Origin of the sequence: Empedobacter stercoris (genome assembly GCF_025244765.1) — a bacterium.
GTDB classification, from domain to species: Bacteria; Bacteroidota; Bacteroidia; order Flavobacteriales; family Weeksellaceae; genus Empedobacter; species Empedobacter stercoris.
In genome coordinates, this window is sequence record NZ_CP104209.1 from 2,769,154 (window position 1) to 2,782,669 (window position 13,516).

Consider the following 13,516-nt stretch of genomic DNA (forward strand, 5'->3'; position numbering starts at 1 on the left):
AAATAAAAAGGATTCTACTTCTGGTAGAATCCTTTTCTTTTTTTATTCTTTTAACGCAATTTTTTTAATCGATTGGCTTAAGATAATTTTATTTAAGATGAATAAAAAGAAGACGATAATCAATCCAAAACCTATCACTTCCCAAACATGTGAAGATTCAATGGTCATAAATTTCCCAACTTTTTCATTGATGATATTTAAGACGAAATAAACCAACGGTATCGAAATTATATAACTTACCAACATGAAAATAATCGAAAATTTAAGATAAGGACGAGCCAATTGATTGATGTTGTATCCAATCAAAAATAAATCTTTTGTCTTATGTTTATTCTTTTCAATCATCAATTGGAAATTAATAATCATTAACCATATTGCTGCAAAAACAATGATTAGACCAATAAATAGAACCAACGAAAACGCTAATTTTAAATAATAAGTCAATTCATTATTTTTCAATTCATCCTTGTTGATATCATAATTATGTTGCTCAAAATAAATGGAAGCATTTTCATCTCCTTGTGATTTAGTTTCGACTACAAGACGAGATGGTTGTGCTGTTTTTTGCGATGCATAGGTTTGATTCGCCCATTCTAAAAAGTTTTCAGGAACTAAAATAGTGTTAATTTTTGTGGTAAAATCAACAATTCGTGCTTGATAGATTTTTTGATTTTCATCTTTACCTATAATCAACTGAAAAGGAATTTTGGTAAACAAACTTTCAGAAACTTGCGGTAATCCTTGACTTGTTGCAAACCCAAAATTATATAAGTTGAGGTAACTTTTCGGGATAATAATCGGTATAAAATCTTGACCTTCTTGCCATTTCCAATCCGATTGATCAACTTCTATAAAATCTTTTGGTACAGACTCAAAAAATAAATCAGTTGAAAAACCTCGAATTCCAGCAATTCCACCAACTTGTAATTTTACAGGAAATTGACTGCTTTTGAAAGTTCCGACTTTTGCAGTAAAATTCTGCGATTTTAGTTCCTCGATTTCGTCTTCATTAAAGCTTGGCTTTTCTCCGGTTAATGTTTGTAAAGACGAAATCTTCTTATTCAAAACGATATAATTCGCTTTCCAAACTGAGCTATCTTCACCAAAATTTTTAGCATAATCTAAATAAATTGTTCCAGCCAAAATCAAGATAAAAAAACCGATAATAGAGAAAAAACAAAAGGTTGTAATTCGTAAGATACTTAGGTTTTTACGAACTAATTTTTCGATTAAATTTTTAGAGTTGAATGACATTTGAAAGGCGTTTATCGTGAATTTCGTGTAAGCTGGTAAAAATGATTCCAGCCTTATTTTTTGCAGCTTCTTCAGTTACCAAATCAATCAAAAGTTGTTGATTAACTTCGTCCAAATGACTAAAAGGTTCATCTAAAAGTAAAAAATCAAACGGTTGACAAAGTGCACGAATTACCGCAATTCGCTGACGTTGACCATAAGAAAGATGAACAGCTTTTTGATGTAAATGACTTTTTAATCCAACTTTTTCTATCCATTCGATGATTTGATTTTCTGTTCGATGTTGCGTCAAGACATTTTTTAATTGAATGTTTTCCATTAAAGTTAATTCTTCAAATAAATGCAAACCTTGAAAAACATAGGCTATTTTTTCGCGTCTAATTTTTGTCCAATCATTCAAAGAATAATTCTTAATAGTTTGTCCGTTAAACAAAACTTCTCCATCATAATCTTTCCGATCGCCGTACAAAATATTTATCAACGTTGATTTACCAACGCCAGAATGCGCAACAATTTGATAAATATTTCCACTAGAAAAAGTATACTCGTTTTTCCAAATCTCAGATTGTTCAAACCCAAATTCCTTGAGTGGATGAGGAACAAGTTGACTAATTTTAATTTCCATTTTGTTGTTGCGCTTGATTGAAAAATAAAGAATAGGCTTCATCTAAAAGCAAGAAAATAACTTCTAAACTATTTTTATCCGTTTTCTTCATATGTATTTTTCCAGTTTTAGTATATTCATTTGAAACACGGTAATCAATATAATTAAAGTTGAATAAAACTTTTTGAATTTCTTTTGTATTTCCAAAAGGAATTTGTTGGTAAATGTAGTTTTGAACCTCCTTTGGATATTGATCAAAATTAAGATTGACATAACCAAACATCGGATTTGAAGCATTTGTAGCAAATTTTGAAGTGACAAAATTTGAAGAGCTTATCATGTTGTTTAAAAATTGATTCATGATTGATTGATTATTGGTGATGTACAATAAATTATTTTTGTACGTCATGTAAATTTTCATGTTTGTCGAAATCGGTAACATGTAATAGGGACCAATTTTCTGAATGTTTTGCTGATGAGATTTTAAAAAATCCTTGAAGAAAATATCATTTTTCATTTTTCCACCTAAAACAAATTGTGGATAAACAACTTGCTTGATAAAAGCTTCTTTCTTACCAAAAAAATCATTTGGATTGAATGCTTTTCCGATTTCAAAATCATAAACACTAAACAAAGCTTCACCTTCAAAACTTTGTTCTAATTTGTTTAAATCAATTTCATATTGTTCTAAAAAAGTAGTCAAGAAATTTTGATCTTCGAAAACATAACGTGTATTTGCAGGATAAATTCCTAAACCAATGTTCATGTAACTTTGCGCAGGGAAAAATTTAAAAAAATCGGTATTAATTTTTGATTTCCACATCGGACGTTTTGCTAATTCGACTTTTGTAATCGCATCGGGATGAAATTTCTGTGTAAAACTAATTCCGTCCGAAGTAAAAGAAAAAAAATTGACCCACGAACTTTTTGTGAAATCAAGGTTTTTCTTGCTTTTGTTTTCAGTTTTCGAAAAGTTTTTCAAAAAATTTCCAGTGTACCAAATGTTGATGTCCTGCGAGTTTTTGACAAAATCTCCAAAACTATTATTTTCCTTCGCAAGCGAATGTTTGTCGTTAATAATTTTCGTAAAATAATCTTGAATAGCTTTCTCTCCAACTCCAAATTCAGAAACAATTAGTAAAAATTGAGATTTGTTCCATGCCATAAAAGGTTTATCAAACCCAGAAATCGTTGTAAATCCATCTTTCTTTTCAAACGAAATTTCTTTTTTATTTATTCCTTTATAAATAGTTGTAAGATGTTCTTCGAATTGATCTTTATCGCGCATATTCGTAATTAATGCGACCATATTTTTTCCATTTATTTTTTGTCCAAAAAGATAGATTGGACTAATGATATCAATGCCTGCTGAAGTAGGATTGTCTTTTATTTGGTTGAATAATTTATCAAAAGTTGGATCTTGATTTTTGATTTCATTTTCAGCTAATTGGTAAAATTTGTATTGATTTATTTCATTGAAATTGCCTTTTTCGGCAATAGATTTTGGATTGATTAACGCAACAAAATCTGCATCGGTCGGAATTAAAACGGTGTAATCTTCGTTTTTAGAACAACTTGTAAAAAGCAAAAGTAGAAAGAGAATTGAATAATAGTTGAACCTTTTTTTCATAAGAAAATTGTATGTTGCTTTATTGTTAAATAATTGATTTGAAAGATGTAAGTTTATAAAAAATGTATTTTGAATTAAAATAGGTTAAAACTCTAATAATGGGATAAATTTAAGCAATATTTAATATGATTTTCGTTTCTATAACAATAAAATATGTAAAAATTTCTTATATTCGCACTCCTTGATTTAGAAGAAATAACAAAGAATTCGATGGCAAAAAAGTTTAGAGAATATAAGCACTTAGACTTGGTACAAGTCTCAAAAGAAACGTTAGAAGATTGGAAACAAAATAATGTTTTTGAAAAAAGTATTTCTACACGTGATGGAAATCCATCTTTTGTGTTTTATGAAGGTCCTCCTTCTGCAAACGGAAAGCCAGGAATTCACCACGTTTTAGCACGTTCTATCAAAGATATATTTTGTCGTTACCAAACGTTAAAAGGAAAACAAGTTTTCCGTAAAGCAGGTTGGGATACACACGGTTTACCAGTAGAATTGGGAACTGAAAAAGAATTAGGAATCACGAAAGAAGATATCGGAACTAAAATTACAGTTGAAGAATATAACGAAGCATGTAAACGTACAGTAATGCGTTACACTGATTTGTGGAATGATTTGACTGAAAAAATGGGTTATTGGGTGGATATGGAAGATCCATACATCACATACAAACCAAAATATATGGAGTCTGTTTGGTGGTTGTTAAAACAAATTTACAACAAAGATTTGTTGTACAAAGGTTATACCATTCAACCATATTCTCCTAAAGCTGGTACAGGTTTGTCTTCGCACGAGTTAAATCAACCAGGAACATATCAAGACGTAACAGATACAACAATTGTTGCTCAATTTAAAGTAAAGAAAGACTCAACAGATTTATTCAATGATTTTGATGGAGATGTGTATTTCTTAGCTTGGACAACAACTCCTTGGACCTTACCTTCGAATACAGCATTGACTGTTGGTCCAAAAATAGATTATGTAGTGGTTGAAACATTCAATCAATATACATTCGAGCCAATTCGTGTAATTTTAGGAAAACCATTGGTGTCAAAACAATTTGGAAAACCATATTTCTTAGCAGAAACAGAAGAAGATTTCAAAGTTTATGCTGCTGGGAATAAAACAATTCCTTATAGAATTGTTGGTGAATACAAAGGAGCTGATTTAGTAGGAACACGCTATGAGCAATTATTGCCTTGGGCGTTACCTTATGAAGATGCAGAAAATGCATTTCAAGTTATTCCAGGAGATTTCGTAACTACTGAAGATGGTACAGGTATCGTTCATACTGCGCCTACTTTTGGAGCAGATGACGCTAAAGTAGCAAAAGATGCAGGTGTTCCACCAATGTTAGTATTGGATAACCATGGTAATGCTGTTCCTTTAGTTGATTTACAAGGTCGTTTTGTAGCTGAATTACCAGAAGGTTACGGAGGTAAATATGTGAAAAATGAATACTATGACGATGGAGCTGCGCCAGAAAAATCGGTTGATGTAGAAATCGCGATTTTATTGAAAGAGCAAAACAAAGCGTTCAAAGTAGAAAAATATAAACACAGTTACCCACATTGTTGGAGAACAGACAAACCAATTTTATATTATCCATTAGACTCTTGGTTCATCAAAGTAACGGACGTTAAAGACCGTATGGTTGAATTGAATAAAGAAATCAATTGGAAACCAAAAGCAACAGGAGAAGGTCGTTTCGGAAATTGGTTAGAAAATGCCAATGATTGGAACTTGTCTCGTTCTCGTTATTGGGGAATTCCATTACCAATTTGGAGAACAGAAGATGGGGACGAAGTAACTGTTATCGGTTCTGTTGAAGAATTGATTACTGAGATTGAAAAATCAATTGCAGCAGGTGTTCAACAATCGAATCCTTTCAAAAATTTCGAAATTGGAAACATGGCAGAAGAAAACTATGATTTAATCGACTTACACAAAAATGTAGTAGATGAAATCACATTAGTTTCAGCTTCAGGAAAACCAATGAAACGTGAAGCTGATTTAATTGATGTATGGTTTGATTCTGGAGCAATGCCTTATGCGCAAGTGCACTATCCATTCGAAAATAAAGAATTGATTGATAATGGAACAATGTATCCTGCCGATTTTATTGCAGAAGGTGTAGACCAAACTCGTGGTTGGTTTTATACATTACACGCAATTGGAACATTGGTTTTCGATTCGAAGGCATACAAAAATGTGATGTCAAATGGATTGGTATTAGACAAGAATGGTCAAAAAATGTCAAAACGCTTGGGTAACGCAGTAGATCCATTTGATACATTGGCAACATACGGTCCTGATGCAACGCGTTGGTACATGATTGCAAATGCACAGCCATGGGAAAATTTGAAATTTGATTTAGCTGGTGTTGATGAAGTTCGTCGTAAATTCTTCGGAACATTATACAATACGTATTCATTTTTCGCTTTATATGCGAATGTTGATGGATTTACTTTCGCTGAAGAAGAAATACCAGTAAATGAAAGAGCTGAATTAGACCAATGGATTATTTCTGAATTGAATACCTTAACGAAGAAAGTTGATGGCTTTTTATCGGATTATGAACCAACGAAAGCAGCTCGTGCAATCCAAGAATTTGTTATTGATAATTTATCAAATTGGCACGTTCGTTTATCAAGAAGACGTTTCTGGAGAGGTGATTACTCAAAAGATAAAGTAGCAGCATATCAAACATTGTATACTGTTTTAGAAACAATTTCTATATTAGGTTCGCCAATTGCTCCGTTCTTTATGGATCGTTTATACAAAGATCTTAATGCAGCAACAGCTAAGAATGCAGCAGAATCTGTTCACTTAGCAGATTTCCCAGTTGTAGATGAGTCATTGATTAAATCTCAATTAGAAGAACAAACACATTTAGCACAAACAGCGACAAGTATGATTTTATCGCTTCGTAAATTGAGTGATAACAAAGTACGTCAGCCATTACAAAAAGTAATGATTCCTGTGTTGAATGATACAATGAAAGCAAATTTAGAAGCTGTATCTGAATTATTAAAACAAGAAGTTAATGTTAAAGAAATTCAATTATTAACAAACGAAGAAGCTTCAAATCTTTTAGTGAAATCTATCAAACCTAATTTCAAGACTTTAGGGCCGAAATATGGAAAAGAAATGAAAGCTATTTCCGCTGCTACAGCGCAAATCACGAATGAACAAATTGTTAAATTAGAGCAATCTGGACAAATTGATTTGTTAATTGATAACAAAACATTAACTTTAGATGTAGAAGATTTTGAAATCGCAACAAAAGACATCCCAGGATGGACTGTTGCTTCTAATGCTATTCTAACGGTGGCGCTTGATTTACAATTAACTGAAGAGTTAATTAATGAAGGTGTTGCCCGTGAATTGGTAAATAGAATTCAGAATCTACGTAAAGAAACCGGATTAGAAGTAACCGACAAAATTATACTTAATTTAAAAAATGATGAATCAATCGTAAATGCTGTCGAGCAAAACAAAGATTACATTTGTTCTGAGACATTAGCAAACGATCTTGTGTTACAAGATGAAGTTGCGAATGGGGCAGAGGTTGAAATTAATGGCTTGATAACGCAAATTGCGATTACTAAATTGTAAGCGTATGGCAACAACAGATGAAAAAGTAAGATACTCTGACGCAGAATTGGAAGAGTTTAGAGCAATAATTCAAGAGAAATTAGATCAAGCGATAAAAGATTATGAATTATTGAAAGAAGCTTACACAAACGATAGTAACAACGGTACAGACGATACGTCTCCAACTTTCAAAGCGTTTGAGGAAGGTTCTGAAACAATGTCGAAAGAACAAAATGCACAATTAGCAGCACGTCAAGATAAATTTATTCGTGACCTAAAAAATGCATTGTTACGTATTTCGAACAAAACATACGGTATTTGCCGTGTAACAGGAAAATTAATTAATAAAGATCGTTTGAAATTAGTTCCGCATGCTACATTAAGCATCGAAGCTAAGAATATGCAACGTTAATACAGAGTTTTGAAAAAAGTAGTACTCATTACCATTTTGGTTTTAATCATTGACCAAATCTCGAAATTTTACGTTAAAACACACTTTTTTTTAGGTGAAGATGTAGATGTTTTGGGTTGGTTTAAAATAGCATTTGTAGAAAATCCAGGAATGGCCTATGGGATGCATTTCGGAGGAGAAACAGGCAAAATCCTTTTATCACTTCTACGTATTGTGCTAATCGGTATGATTATCTACTATATTAATGCATGGGCGAAAAAACTAAATAATAATTTCTTTATCATTCCGATTGCGCTTGTTTTGGCAGGTGCAATTGGGAATGTAATTGACGGAATTTTTTATGGTGTTATTTTCGATAAAGGAACGACATACAATGATATGTTTCAAGACTGGGTAGGTTATCAAGGAATTGCTCAAGCAAACTTTGCTGGTTATTCTGGATGGTTTACTGGTTGTGTCGTAGACATGCTTTATTTTCCAATTGTAGAGTTCGATTGGCCTACTTGGATACCAATTATAGGTGGACAACATTATAAGTTCTTTCAGCCTGTATTTAATATCGCAGATTCGGCTATTTTTATAGGAGGACTTAGTTTATTCCTTTTCCGTAAAAAAGCCTTTACAACCGATAATGGTGTAAGATTAAGATTTTAAAAAGATAAATCCTCGATAATTAATTATCGAGGATTTTTTATGTTTGTATTCGATGGCATTTATAATTAAATAGATGAATAAATTTTATTTTAAAAATCAACTTTTAATAGCTTTTGTATTGTTTATTTTCTCGTTTTATGAAATTTATACCTTAAGGGTAAATGATTTAGTGATAAATGATAAAAACAAGAAAGAAATAACTGTATCAGAAATGAACTGTGGTGTAGGTAATGGAGCTTATTCAATTACATTTTTATATAATGATAAAAATTATAATACTAAAATATTAAGTGAACCATGTATAAATATGAATTATATTATTCAGATAAAAACGATGAATTTATAGATTATCATTCTTTCGAACATAGTAAAAAAGGAGTTGTTTTTTCTGTTCTAATTTTAATCTTATTTCTAATTCCTTATAAATCATTATTCAATAAAAAATAACATAAAAAAACTCCTTTCAAATGCTTGAAAGGAGTTTTTACTGTGGTCCCTACTGGATTCGAACCAGTGACCCCCTGCTTGTAAGGCAGGTGCTCTGAACCAACTGAGCTAAGAGACCTAAGGTTCAATTTAAGATTTTTTTCGAATAGACTTCTTATTGTCTAAAAAGTGGTCCCTACTGGATTCGAACCAGTGACCCCCTGCTTGTAAGGCAGGTGCTCTGAACCAGCTGAGCTAAGAGACCTAAGGTTCATTTAAGATTTTTTTCGAATAGACTTCTTATTGTCTAAAAAGTGGTCCCTACTGGATTCGAACCAGTGACCCCCTGCTTGTAAGGCAGGTGCTCTGAACCAGCTGAGCTAAGAGACCTAAGGTTCATTTAAGATTTTTTTCGAATAGACTTCTTATTGTCTAAAAAGTGGTCCCTACTGGATTCGAACCAGTGACCCCCTGCTTGTAAGGCAGGTGCTCTGAACCAGCTGAGCTAAGAGACCTAAGGTTCATTTAAGATTTTTTTCGAATAGACTTCTTATTGTCTAAAAAGTGGTCCCTACTGGATTCGAACCAGTGACCCCCTGCTTGTAAGGCAGGTGCTCTGAACCAGCTGAGCTAAGAGACCTTCGTAATTGGATTGCAAATATAGGGCTGTTTTTGAATAATCCAAATAGTTAAAATGAAAAATTTAAAATAAAATTCACACTTTTATCATAACTCTTTTCATTTCAAATAAATAATTTTAAGATTTTAAAAAGAAATTTTCGTCTTTTTCTTTTTCTCCTCTATTTTGACTCCTTTAAACAAGTAAATAATCCCAATAAATGAAATTGAAATGGTGATAATAGAGAAAATAAATGCTGCACTTGTTGCTAAAGTTTCATCGAAATGAAATCGTTGAGCTGCGTACATAAACACTGCTTCTCTAATTCCGAAACCACTAAACGAAATAATCGATAAAATTCCTGATATTAAAAAAATCAATAAATAAATACTGAAATTCTCGGGATGAATATTCAATCCTTCCAAAACAAAATACAACATACCAACTTGTATCAGTTGTAAAACAATAGAATAAATCATCGAGTTGTAAAAAGTACGTTTATGGATAGGGAAAATTAAACCTAAAATAAAAGGAACAGTAATAAAACCAATCAGAGAAATGGCTAAAGAACCATATTGTATCCATGGATAATCTGTTAGATTAGATAAGAAAACTAAAAATACAATAATGAGCAACATTGCTGAAAGTCCAATAATTTTATCGAGAAAAACAGCTTGAGAAATTTTCTTTAAACTAATTTTATAATTTTTATTTAAAACATAAACTTTGTACGCATCGCCGCCAATTCCACCCGGAACAAAAGTGTTGTAAAACATTCCTAAGAAATACAAGCGTGCGTTTGATTTATAAGATAAATCAAGATGGATATCTCGAAAATAATAATCTAATCGAAAGACAGATAAGGCTTGTGAAATAACGTACAGAATTACGGCAATAAAAATATAAATCCAATTGGCATTTTTGTAATGGCTAAAAATATCGAAGATATGTAGTTTTACAAAAAATATATAATAGATTAAAGCAATACTAATTGTAAGTTTAATTCCTGTAATGATGTATTTTTTAGTTTTCGGATTCAATTGAATTCTTTTGAAAATTGACGTACAAATTTAGAGAATCTTCTATTAATCCTTCAAAAAAATATTTATCTACAAATATTTAGTTGATATTATGTAGTTTTGCGGTTAAATTAATCGAATCATGCAATCAAAAGTTATTGTAATTACGGGCTCTTCTTCGGGTGTGGGATTGACTTTGGCCAATTATTTTCACGATAAAGGTCATCAAGTTTATGGTTTATCAAGAACGGCTAAAGGTCAAGAAAAATTCAAGCACATTGCAACAGATGTAACCGATAAAGAAAATGTAAAACGTAGTTTTCAGCAGATTTATTTGGAGACAAATCATCACATTGATGTATTGATTAACAATGCAGGAATTGGAATGTTAGGTGCTGTGGAAGATGCTTCGAAAGCAGATATCGAAAAATTGTTGGCTGTAAATGTGTATGGATCAATTTATACGATGCAAGAAGTTTTGCCAATTATGCGCGATCAAAAAAGTGGTTATATTCTGAATGTATCATCGATTGCGAGTAACAATGGATTGCCTTTTAGAGGTTATTATTCAGCTTCAAAAGCGATGATAGATCGGTTGATAGAATCAGCTCGTTTAGAAAATCGTCATACTGGAGTAGAAATTACAACACTAAATTTTGGTGATATCAAAACCAATATTGCTGAAAGTCGTGTCAAAACATTTGTGTCAAAATTTTATGAAAAAAGATATGATGCGATGGTAGCAGATATTGATCACGAAGTACAAGATGGTACACCAACAGAAGATTTGATTCCAATTATTGAAAATATTATGGCTCAAAAGAATTTGAAACCACATTATTATATTGGGAAATCGATGCAAAAATTTTCGGTTACGTTGAAAAATATTTTGCCTCAAAAAATGTTCGAAAATATTATCGCAAAATATTCAAAATTAGATTAAGGATGGATGAAATTATTTGGCATTTTAAATCGTTTGAAGAATTAACTTCAAAAGAGCTATATAAAATAATTCAATTACGAAACGACGTTTTTGTGATCGAACAAGATTGTATTTACCAAGATTGCGATGATAAGGATTTGGTTTGTGGACATCTTTGGGCAACAATTGGAGATGAGGTTGCAGCGTATTCTCGAATTGTACCAAAAGGAATTTCATACGAAAACGAACCGTCTATTGGTCGTGTAATTACAAATCCGAAATTTCGTCGTTATGGTTTGGGAAAACAATTAATGAAAAATTCTGTTCAAGTAATCGAAAATCAATTTAAAACATCTTCAATTCGTATTTCTGCACAATCTTATTTGAAAGAATTTTATTCAATTTTTGGCTTCAAACAAGTGTCGGAAGAATATTTAGAAGACGATATTCCACATATCGAAATGTTAAGAAAATGAAATTTCTAAAAAGGATATTATTAGGAGTATTAATCATTTATGTTTTAGCATTAATGATAGATGTTTTTATTTCAAAATCATTTTTAAGAAGTAGCTTGTATGAAGGAGAACTAAATACTTGGAATGATATTTATAATAAAAAAATAGATGAAGACTTAGTTATTTATGGATCTTCTAGGGGTTACGTTCATTTAAATCCGATAATATTAGACAAAGAGTTAAAATTAAATTCTTATAATTTAGGATTTAATGGTCAAAAGATAGAATTACAAAAATTTAGGCATGATGAACTTATTAGCATTGGAAGTCATCCTAAAAATGTAATTATTAATTTAGACATTACTTCTCTTGAAAAAGCAAGAGTCTTTAATCCAGAACAATTTATTCCATTGATGTTATATCGAAAAAGTATATATGATATTGTCGGAAAGGAGTTAGAATTTAATTATTTTGATTTGTATTTTCCAATGATAAGATATAGAAAATTTAAATATCAAAAAGTTGATGTATTAAAAGAGCTTTATAAAATTTATTTTTATTCAAATTATCATAATAACGGTAGAGTGAAAGGTTTTAGAGGAATGAATTATTCTTGGAAGGAGAGATTGTATAAACCTAATTTTATAGAAGTTGATTCTTTGAGAAAACAAGATTTATTTCTAATAATAGAGGATTTGCAAAAATTGAATACAAGTGTGATTTTAATAAATTCACCAGAATATATAGCTCAGATAGAAAGTCAAATTAATCGAAATGAAGTTATAAAGTTATATAAATCTATATCAGAAAAATATAATATTCCTTTTATTGATTATTCAAATGATTCGATGAATTATCAAAAAAATCTATTTTATAATTCTAATCATTTAAATGCAAAAGGAGCAAATATTTTCACCAAAAAATTAGCGGAGGATATAAAACCTTATATTAAAAGATAATGAAACCTTTCAAATACATTATGGTCACATTGGTGGCCATTTATTTTTTAGCCGGAATTGGCGATATTCTTTATTCCAATTCGTTAAAAGAGAAAGCCTTGTTTAGCGGTGAAGTACAAGAATGGAACCGTGTGAATCAAGGGGATATAGACGTGGATTTAGCTGTTTTTGGTTCTTCACGTGCAATGATTCATATCAATCCTCAAATTTTGGAAGATTCATTGGGAGTGAAAACACATAATTTAGGGTTGAACGGAAGTAAATTCAAGATGCAATATTATCGTTTCTTGAAGTATTTGGATAAAAATCCTCATCCTCAGACCATTGTTTGGAATTTGGATACGTTTTCATTTTCGCACATTGATGAAGTTTTTCAACCGAATCAATACGTGCCTTTTATGTTATGGAATTACAAATTATATGCGTACCTAAAAGAATATGAAAATGCCGATTGGAAAGATTATGTGATTCCTTTTTACCGATACGAAGACCAAAAGTATTGGAAAGATGAAATTCAAAAAGCAACAAAAGAAAAAGTGGACAAAAATGGAGATTTTCGTTTAAAAGGTTTTAAATCCTATAACCGAAAATGGAATGTCAATTGGGCGAATTTAAAAGCAAAAGATGCGGAATTTGATGCCGAAGTGTATCCTTTGTTAGAAGAATTGATCCAACGTTGTCAACAAGAAAATATTCAATTGATTTTTACGATTGCGCCAGAATTTTACAAAGGGCAAGGGTATATGTTGAACCGCGATGAAATTGTAGGGCGTTACCAAAAAACCTTACAGAAATATGATTTGCCTTTATTGGATTATTCGGATGATTCGATCAGTTATCAACAAAAATGGTTTTACAATACCACCCATTTAAACGATAAAGGGGCGGATGAGTTTACCAGAAGATTAGTAACAGCTTTAAAACCTTATATGCGATAGGTGTACTATATAATTAACATATTCAAA

At 31.2% G+C, this 13,516-nt stretch carries 11 protein-coding genes and 5 tRNA genes; 7 read left to right on the forward strand and 9 right to left on the reverse strand.

Features of this window, described 5'->3' with window-relative positions; genetic code table 11:
- Positions 1 to 42: 42 nt before the first annotated feature.
- From NZD85_RS13145 to NZD85_RS13155, 3 genes are read right to left on the reverse strand one after another with little or no spacing between them, the layout of a single operon-like run.
- Positions 43 to 1,254, reverse strand: a complete 1,212-nt coding sequence (locus NZD85_RS13145; RefSeq protein WP_260542262.1) for an FtsX-like permease family protein — start codon at positions 1,252 to 1,254, stop codon at positions 43 to 45.
- Positions 1,238 to 1,879 carry an ATP-binding cassette domain-containing protein gene (locus NZD85_RS13150; RefSeq protein ID WP_260542264.1) on the reverse strand — a complete coding sequence of 214 codons (642 nt, stop codon included), beginning with the start codon at positions 1,877 to 1,879 and terminating at the stop codon, positions 1,238 to 1,240. The genes NZD85_RS13145 and NZD85_RS13150 overlap by 17 nt, the downstream gene beginning before the upstream one ends.
- Entirely contained in the window at positions 1,869 to 3,488 is a 1,620-nt protein-coding gene (locus tag NZD85_RS13155) for a DUF4836 family protein (protein WP_260542266.1), read from the reverse strand. The genes NZD85_RS13150 and NZD85_RS13155 overlap by 11 nt, the downstream gene beginning before the upstream one ends.
- A gap of 210 nt (positions 3,489 to 3,698) precedes the next feature.
- Here NZD85_RS13155 and ileS point away from each other — a divergent pair, with 210 nt between their 5' ends.
- From ileS to NZD85_RS13170, 3 genes are read left to right on the forward strand one after another with little or no spacing between them, the layout of a single operon-like run.
- On the forward strand, positions 3,699 to 7,106 hold the full coding sequence (ileS, locus tag NZD85_RS13160) for an isoleucine--tRNA ligase (protein WP_260542268.1): 3,408 nt from the start codon (positions 3,699 to 3,701) through the stop codon (positions 7,104 to 7,106).
- 4 nt (positions 7,107 to 7,110) lie between these two features.
- Positions 7,111 to 7,497 (forward strand): TraR/DksA family transcriptional regulator, encoded by a 387-nt coding sequence (locus NZD85_RS13165; protein WP_115001530.1) that lies wholly within the window; start codon positions 7,111 to 7,113, stop codon positions 7,495 to 7,497.
- A 9-nt stretch (positions 7,498 to 7,506) separates the two neighbouring features.
- On the forward strand, positions 7,507 to 8,151 hold the full coding sequence (locus NZD85_RS13170; protein ID WP_171623467.1) for a lipoprotein signal peptidase: 645 nt from the start codon (positions 7,507 to 7,509) through the stop codon (positions 8,149 to 8,151).
- Between the two features lie 490 nt (positions 8,152 to 8,641).
- Here the strand turns inward: NZD85_RS13170 and NZD85_RS13175 are convergent.
- The 6 genes from NZD85_RS13175 to NZD85_RS13200 all read right to left on the reverse strand — a co-directional run bounded on the left by NZD85_RS13175 (position 8,642) and on the right by NZD85_RS13200 (position 10,236).
- Positions 8,642 to 8,716 (reverse strand) — tRNA-Val (locus NZD85_RS13175).
- A gap of 51 nt (positions 8,717 to 8,767) precedes the next feature.
- A tRNA-Val gene (locus tag NZD85_RS13180) sits at positions 8,768 to 8,842 on the reverse strand.
- A 50-nt stretch (positions 8,843 to 8,892) separates the two neighbouring features.
- Positions 8,893 to 8,967, reverse strand: a tRNA-Val gene (locus NZD85_RS13185).
- Between the two features lie 50 nt (positions 8,968 to 9,017).
- Positions 9,018 to 9,092: transfer RNA gene (locus tag NZD85_RS13190), tRNA-Val, on the reverse strand.
- Between the two features lie 50 nt (positions 9,093 to 9,142).
- Positions 9,143 to 9,217: transfer RNA gene (locus tag NZD85_RS13195), tRNA-Val, on the reverse strand.
- Positions 9,218 to 9,342: 125 nt separating this feature from the next.
- Positions 9,343 to 10,236, reverse strand: a complete 894-nt coding sequence (locus NZD85_RS13200; RefSeq protein ID WP_171622364.1) for a lysylphosphatidylglycerol synthase transmembrane domain-containing protein — start codon at positions 10,234 to 10,236, stop codon at positions 9,343 to 9,345.
- Positions 10,237 to 10,357: 121 nt separating this feature from the next.
- On the opposite strand from NZD85_RS13200, the gene NZD85_RS13205 reads away from it, so the two are divergent.
- Genes NZD85_RS13205 through NZD85_RS13220 form a run of 4 tightly spaced genes read left to right on the forward strand, consistent with a single transcriptional unit; the run spans position 10,358 to position 13,489 of the window.
- Positions 10,358 to 11,158 (forward strand): SDR family NAD(P)-dependent oxidoreductase, encoded by an 801-nt coding sequence (locus tag NZD85_RS13205; protein ID WP_260542270.1) that lies wholly within the window; start codon positions 10,358 to 10,360, stop codon positions 11,156 to 11,158.
- Between the two features lie 2 nt (positions 11,159 to 11,160).
- The gene (locus NZD85_RS13210) at positions 11,161 to 11,613 is read left to right on the forward strand and encodes a GNAT family N-acetyltransferase (RefSeq protein ID WP_260542272.1); all 453 of its coding nucleotides are present in this window, start codon (positions 11,161 to 11,163) and stop codon (positions 11,611 to 11,613) included.
- Positions 11,610 to 12,551 (forward strand): SGNH/GDSL hydrolase family protein, encoded by a 942-nt coding sequence (locus NZD85_RS13215; RefSeq protein WP_260542274.1) that lies wholly within the window; start codon positions 11,610 to 11,612, stop codon positions 12,549 to 12,551. The genes NZD85_RS13210 and NZD85_RS13215 overlap by 4 nt, the downstream gene beginning before the upstream one ends.
- A complete protein-coding gene (locus NZD85_RS13220; protein WP_260542276.1) occupies positions 12,551 to 13,489 on the forward strand; it encodes a hypothetical protein in 939 nt (312 codons plus the stop codon). The genes NZD85_RS13215 and NZD85_RS13220 overlap by 1 nt, the downstream gene beginning before the upstream one ends.
- The last annotated feature ends 27 nt before the right edge of the window (positions 13,490 to 13,516 follow it).

What these genes read in the sequence shown, in the direction of transcription:
- NZD85_RS13145 (WP_260542262.1), bottom strand. Translation starts at nt 1,254, where the DNA reads ATGTCATTCAACTCTAAAAATTTAATCGAAAAATTAGTTCGTAAAAAC.
- NZD85_RS13150 (WP_260542264.1), bottom strand. Translation starts at nt 1,879, where the DNA reads ATGGAAATTAAAATTAGTCAACTTGTTCCTCATCCACTCAAGGAATTT.
- NZD85_RS13155 (WP_260542266.1), bottom strand. Translation starts at nt 3,488, where the DNA reads ATGAAAAAAAGGTTCAACTATTATTCAATTCTCTTTCTACTTTTGCTT.
- ileS (WP_260542268.1), top strand. Translation starts at nt 3,699, where the DNA reads ATGGCAAAAAAGTTTAGAGAATATAAGCACTTAGACTTGGTACAAGTC.
- NZD85_RS13165 (WP_115001530.1), top strand. Translation starts at nt 7,111, where the DNA reads ATGGCAACAACAGATGAAAAAGTAAGATACTCTGACGCAGAATTGGAA.
- NZD85_RS13205 (WP_260542270.1), top strand. Translation starts at nt 10,358, where the DNA reads ATGCAATCAAAAGTTATTGTAATTACGGGCTCTTCTTCGGGTGTGGGA.
- NZD85_RS13210 (WP_260542272.1), top strand. Translation starts at nt 11,161, where the DNA reads ATGGATGAAATTATTTGGCATTTTAAATCGTTTGAAGAATTAACTTCA.
- NZD85_RS13215 (WP_260542274.1), top strand. Translation starts at nt 11,610, where the DNA reads ATGAAATTTCTAAAAAGGATATTATTAGGAGTATTAATCATTTATGTT.
- NZD85_RS13220 (WP_260542276.1), top strand. Translation starts at nt 12,551, where the DNA reads ATGAAACCTTTCAAATACATTATGGTCACATTGGTGGCCATTTATTTT.